The sequence below is a fragment of the Pseudoxanthomonas sp. LjRoot204_2 genome, from assembly GCF_056175765.1.
Window position 1 is genome coordinate 1 of sequence record NZ_JBGFFG010000239.1, and the last position, 5,250, is coordinate 5,250.

A 5,250-nucleotide genomic window follows, 5' to 3' on the forward strand; every position below is an offset into this window, starting at 1 on the left:
GCTCCTACTACTGCCATCCCGAACAGCTCTCCACGATCCAGGCCGAAGTGAAGACCGTCGCCGCCTCGCTGGGCTGCGAAGTACTGTATTCGGCCGACCGCTACCTGGACATCCTGCCGCGCGACACGCGCAAGGGCAGCACGCTGACCGCGCTGGTGGACGAGCTGGCACTCGACCCGTCGCGCGTGCTGGTGGCCGGCGACACGCTCAACGACCTGTCGATGTATGGCGAGGGCTTCCCCGGCGTGTGCGTGGGCGAATCCGAGCCGGCGCTGATCGCCGCCACGGCCGACATGGACAACGTGCTGCATGCCGATGCGCCGGGCTGCGGCGGCATCCTGCAGGCGATGGCGCACTTCGCGCTGCTGGAGGCGGACGACTACCGGCCCACGCTGCATCCCCCGGGCAAGGCGGAACTGGTGATGGTCTACCACCGCCTGCCGTACGAGGAACACATCGTCGATGGACAGCGCGTGCGCCGCCCGCACAGTTCGCCGAACGGCATCATCCCGAGCCTGTTGAGTTTCTTCGGCGATGGCCAGCCCGGTTCGTGGGTGGCGTGGACGGTGGACGATCCGAAGGCACCCCCCATCGAGCCGCGCGCGCCGGTGGACGCCGAACGCTATCCGGGCCTTACCGCCACCCACGTGCCGCTGACCAAGCATGAGGTGGACGTGTTCTACAAGCGCTTCTCGAAGGAGGCGTTCTGGCCGGTGATCAACAGCTTCTGGGAGCGCGCGCGTTTCAGCGAGGACGACTGGGACCTATTCAAGCGCGTCAACCGCCGCTTCGCCGAGGCTGCCGCCGCCGAGGCCGCGCCGGGTGCGACCGTCTGGTTGCACGACTACAACCTGTGGATGGTGCCGTCGGTGCTGCGCGAACTGCGGCCGGACGTGAAGATCGCCTTCTTCCACCACACGCAGTTTCCCTCGGCGGACATCTTCGCGGTCCTGCCGTGGCGCCGCGAGATCCTCGGCAGCCTGCTGGCCTGCGACTACGTGGGCTTCCACATCCCGCGCCATGCCGAGAACTTCACCGACGCGGTGCGCAGCACGTTCCCGGTCGAGGTGACGCGGCGCGCGTCGTGCGCGCCGCGCTTCATGACCTTCGGCTGCGCGGTCGGCGTGGAGGACATGGCCACGGAGTTGCGTATCGACGGACGCACGGTGCGCATCGGTGCGCACCCGATCGGCACCGACGTGGGGCGCATCCGGGCCTGTCTCGAGACGGAGCAGGTGGCGGAGGACATCGCGCGCATCCGCGACGAGATCGGCCGGCGCAAGCTGGTGCTGTCGATCGAACGGCTGGATTACACCAAGGGCATCCTGCAGAAGCTGCAGGCGTTCGAACGCCTGCTGGACGAGTCGCCCGAGCTGCGCGGCGAAGTGACGCTGGTGCTGGTCTGCGTACCCGCCGCGAAGGAGATGACCATCTATCGCCCGCTGCAGCAGCAGATCGAACAGGCGGTGGGGCGCATCAACGGTCGGCTGTCGCAGCTGGACTGGACGCCGGTGCGCTTCTTTGCCCGCGTGCTGCCCTTCGCCGACGTGGTGGCGCACTACGCGGCCGCCGACGTCATGTGGATCACGCCGTTGCGCGATGGCCTGAACCTGGTGGCGAAGGAGTTCGTCGCCGTGCAGGGACTGGACGGTGGCGATGGCGTGCTGGTGCTGTCCGAGTTCGCCGGCGCGGCCGCGGAGCTGAAGGGTGCGGTGCTGACCAATCCGCACGACCCGGCCGATCTGGCGCGCACGCTGCGGCAGGCGCTGGGAATGACGCCGGGCGAGCGCGAGGACCGTCAGCGTCGGCTGTTCGACATCGTGCGGCACCACGACCTGTCGCGCTGGGGGCGCGAGTTCCTCGCCGCTGCGCGTGGCGCGGACGACACGCCCACGGCCGGAGCCCACACCGCGATCGCCGCGTAACGTATTTACGTTTGACGCGTCCCCCGTGGGCCGCGATAGTCGCCTCACAGACGGAGGGGGGACGCCGCGATGCGGATGATGGTCGTGAGGAGCATGGCGTGGCTGCTGATCGCGGCCACGGCGCTCGTGTTGTTCGGCCTGGCCCAGGTACCGGAGCTGTGGGCGCGCTGAGCGCCGCGGCCAAAAGAAAACCCGACCGGGTCGGTCGGGTCTGAAAGGGGGAGTCCCCGGCTCCGGCAGTGCTGCTTGCTCAAGGCAGCGCCCGTTTCCGTTGCAGAGCGGCCATTCGTGGCCTGCGCAGGGCGTGCTGCCGGGGACGCGTCCATGGTCGTGGATGGCGCTCACCTTCGCAGTCGGGTGTAGCCCCGCCGTGCTGTAGGGAAATTCCTACCCTCATCCGCGATCGGATGCAGCGAACAAACCGTTGACCGCACCGTAGCCCATCGCCTGCGGATCGGGCAGGGACGTCGCATCCTCGTGCAGGAACGCGCTGACCTGCGTCGCCAGGCGACCGTACATCGATTCGGCCAGCGCCGAACCCGTGCTGATGCGTCGTACGCCCCACGCCTGCAACGCGGCCAGGTCCTGCAGCTGCGGGCGCACCATCAGGTTGAGCGGCAGGCCGCAGCGCGCGACCAGCGTGCGGATCGCGTCCGCATCGACCAGCCCCGGCGCGAACAGGCCGTCGGCGCCAGCATCGCGATACAGATCGGCACGCGCCACGGTTTCCTCGAGGCGTGCGCCTTCTACCACCAGGCCGCGAAGATATACGTCGGTGCGCGCGTTGATGAAGACATCCAGCCCATGGCGCACGCACGCCGCGCGGATGGCGCGGATCTTCGTGGCGAGCAGCGCGGGGTCGCGTGCGCCGTCTTCCAGATTGATGCCTGCCGCGCCCGCGTGCACGGCCCGGACTACGGTATCCGCCACCACGGGGGGATCGTCGGAGTAACCGCCTTCCATGTCGACGGTCAGCGGCACGTGGATGGCGCGCGCGATGCCGGCGACGGCGTGCAGCAGCGCGTCCCTGTCCAGTGAGTCACCGTCTGGATAGCCTTGTGCCCAAGCAAGTCCCGCACTGGTGGTGGCGACGGYAGGCGCGCCCAGGTGTTCGATCAGACGGGCCGTTCCCGCGTCCCAGGCGTTGGCGAGGCGTAGCAGACCCCTCGAATGAAGATCGCGGAAGCGGGAGACCGCGGAAAGATGCGTCATGGCAGGTCGTCGGAAGAAGCGGGCGCACAGAGTGCCACGCGCATCACTTCAGGACTCACCGCTTGCGGACAGCAATATCCGTCGCGTGCCCGTGGATCAGGCGCAGAGACGCCAGCCCTCGAACAGGCGCCAGCGACCGTCGCCGCCTTCGATGTTGATGGCGTACTCCAGCCCCTGCTGGTGGCGCTGGTTGGCCAGCTTGACGGCATAGCCCAAGGCCGCGCCCGGGCTGCTGAAGTGCAGGGGAGGGGATTCGTTGATCGACAGCTCGTACGAGCCATCGTCGGCGGGAGCGTGGAAGAGATCGAACGTCATCATGGGGATGCGGAATGCGTTGCCTGTGGTGCAACGTACGGCGCGACGCGTGATGCGGACGCATACGCGGGCACGGCGGTTCCACGCGATTAAGTCATGTGGAAATGGCGTGAGAAAACTGTGCAGTCAGGCTGAACGCCATGCACGCGGTCTTCGCATCCGCGTCCGTAAAATAGCGCGCAGTGGTCGGGCCGGCGGATCCACCCCTTCTGCCTCCCGCGACCCCCTGCTACCGAGCCGCAAGGCTGACACCCAGGGCACCACGAGAGAACCGAACGCAGCGCACCGGACACCCCCTGTTCCTTAGCTGCGCCTGGCGGTGGACCGCGAGTCCGACACCGTCGCCGCCCGGAGAGCCAGGCGTGTTCTCGCCCCCCAATGCAAACGGGCCCGAAAGGGCCCGTTTGTGTGTCCGGCGCGGTGCAGGCTCAGTGTGCGGGAGCGGCATCCCAGGCGCGCAGCCCGTGTTCCACGACGCGCAGGGCATCGTCCACGCGACCGCTGTCCAGTTCTGCGGCCGTGTCGCGGGCGCTGTGGATCACCTCCATCACCTTCGGCATCTGCGCCGGCTTGCCGCCGCCGAAGACCGTCAGGATCGGGTCGATCTCCTCGCCACCGACCAGCGAGAACGACACCGCCGGCCAACCCGCCTTGAGGAAGGCGAGGTGGTCGGTGGGCGGGTACTTGTCGCCGGGCTGGAAGCCGAGTTTCTCGTGCTTGCTGGATGCCCGCAGGGCGGCGACCAGCAGGCTGTCGCCACTGTCGCTGGCGGGCTGCATCATCCACAGCGTGTCGCCCCAGCCGAATACGTCGAAGTTGACGTAGAGGGCCGGTTTCTCGCGTCCCGGCGTGGCGACCCACGCGCGCGAGCCGAGCAGGCCCTTCTCCTCCAGGTCCCAGAACACGACCTGCACGCGGTGGTGTGCCAGGGGCTTCGCTTTCAATGCCTGCGCCAGCTCCAGCACGGCCGCGACGCCGGACGCGTTGTCCGTGGCTCCGTGGCCGACGTCGACCTTGTCGTAGTGTGCGCCGATCAGCAGCAGCGGCGCCTTGCCGGGGCCGCCCAGGTCGGCGACCAGGTTCTGCCCGGACTGTCCGTCCTGCTCGAACGCCTCACGCTTCCATTCGATGCCGAGCGCCGTCAGGCGCTGGCCGATGGCATCGCCGCGTGCGGCAGTGTCGCTGCGCGCGCTGACCGCTTCGACTTGCTGCAGCCAGCGACCGGAGACGTCGTCGGCCCAGGCCGGCACGCTGGTGAGGAGGGACAACAGGAGGGCGTGGCGGGCGCAGCGGCGCAGAGAGGTCATGGCGGAATTCCGGTGGAAAGCGCGAGTATGCCGCAGGCCGGCGGCGGTCTCGACCGGCCGGGGCGCTCGCCGCCGGCGTGCGTCGATACAATGTTAATTGCGCGGCGATGGACGCCACCCCTACGCTCCACCCGTATCCCCCAAGGCATCCGTCTCCATGACCATCCGTGTTTTCCTCATCGACGACCACGCGCTGGTGCGCACCGGCATGCGCCTGATCCTCGGTACGGAGACCGACATCGAGGTGGTGGGCGAGGCGGAAACCGGCGAGGCCGCCCTGCCGCTGGTTCGCCAGCTGAAGCCCGACGTGGTGCTGTGCGACCTGCACCTGCCGGGCTACAGCGGACTGGAGGTGACCGAGCGCATCGTGCGCGCCGATATCGGCGTGCGGGTCATCATCGTGTCGGTGCTCGAAGACGGCCCGCTGCCGAAGCGCCTGCTGGAAGCCGGTGCATCCGGCTACCTGGGCAAGGCCGGCGACGCCACCGAGC

At 68.6% G+C, this 5,250-nt stretch carries 5 protein-coding genes; 2 read left to right on the forward strand and 3 right to left on the reverse strand.

Annotated features, from left to right (window positions below):
- A partial coding sequence (ggpS, locus tag AC04L7_RS11865; RefSeq protein ID WP_475513069.1) for a glucosylglycerol-phosphate synthase occupies positions 1–1,925 on the forward strand: 1,925 nt, incomplete at its 5' end.
- A 393-nt stretch (positions 1,926–2,318) separates the two neighbouring features.
- Here the strand turns inward: ggpS and AC04L7_RS11870 are convergent.
- The 3 genes from AC04L7_RS11870 to AC04L7_RS11880 all read right to left on the reverse strand — a co-directional run bounded on the left by AC04L7_RS11870 (position 2,319) and on the right by AC04L7_RS11880 (position 4,759).
- Positions 2,319–3,137, reverse strand: a complete 819-nt coding sequence (locus tag AC04L7_RS11870) for an isocitrate lyase/PEP mutase family protein (protein ID WP_475513070.1) — start codon at positions 3,135–3,137, stop codon at positions 2,319–2,321.
- 96 nt (positions 3,138–3,233) lie between these two features.
- A complete protein-coding gene (locus tag AC04L7_RS11875) occupies positions 3,234–3,452 on the reverse strand; it encodes a hypothetical protein (protein ID WP_299346905.1) in 219 nt (72 codons plus the stop codon).
- A 428-nt stretch (positions 3,453–3,880) separates the two neighbouring features.
- On the reverse strand, positions 3,881–4,759 hold the full coding sequence (locus AC04L7_RS11880) for a M28 family metallopeptidase (protein ID WP_435998836.1): 879 nt from the start codon (positions 4,757–4,759) through the stop codon (positions 3,881–3,883).
- A gap of 157 nt (positions 4,760–4,916) precedes the next feature.
- Here AC04L7_RS11880 and AC04L7_RS11885 point away from each other — a divergent pair.
- Positions 4,917–5,250, forward strand: a 334-nt coding sequence (locus tag AC04L7_RS11885) for a response regulator (RefSeq protein ID WP_475513071.1), incomplete at its 3' end; no start/stop codon positions are given.

Excerpts from the sequence above, each read along its gene's own strand:
- AC04L7_RS11880 (WP_435998836.1), bottom strand. The coding sequence starts at position 4,759 with ATGACCTCTCTGCGCCGCTGCGCCCGCCACGCCCTCCTGTTGTCCCTC.
- AC04L7_RS11875 (WP_299346905.1), bottom strand. The coding sequence starts at position 3,452 with ATGACGTTCGATCTCTTCCACGCTCCCGCCGACGATGGCTCGTACGAG.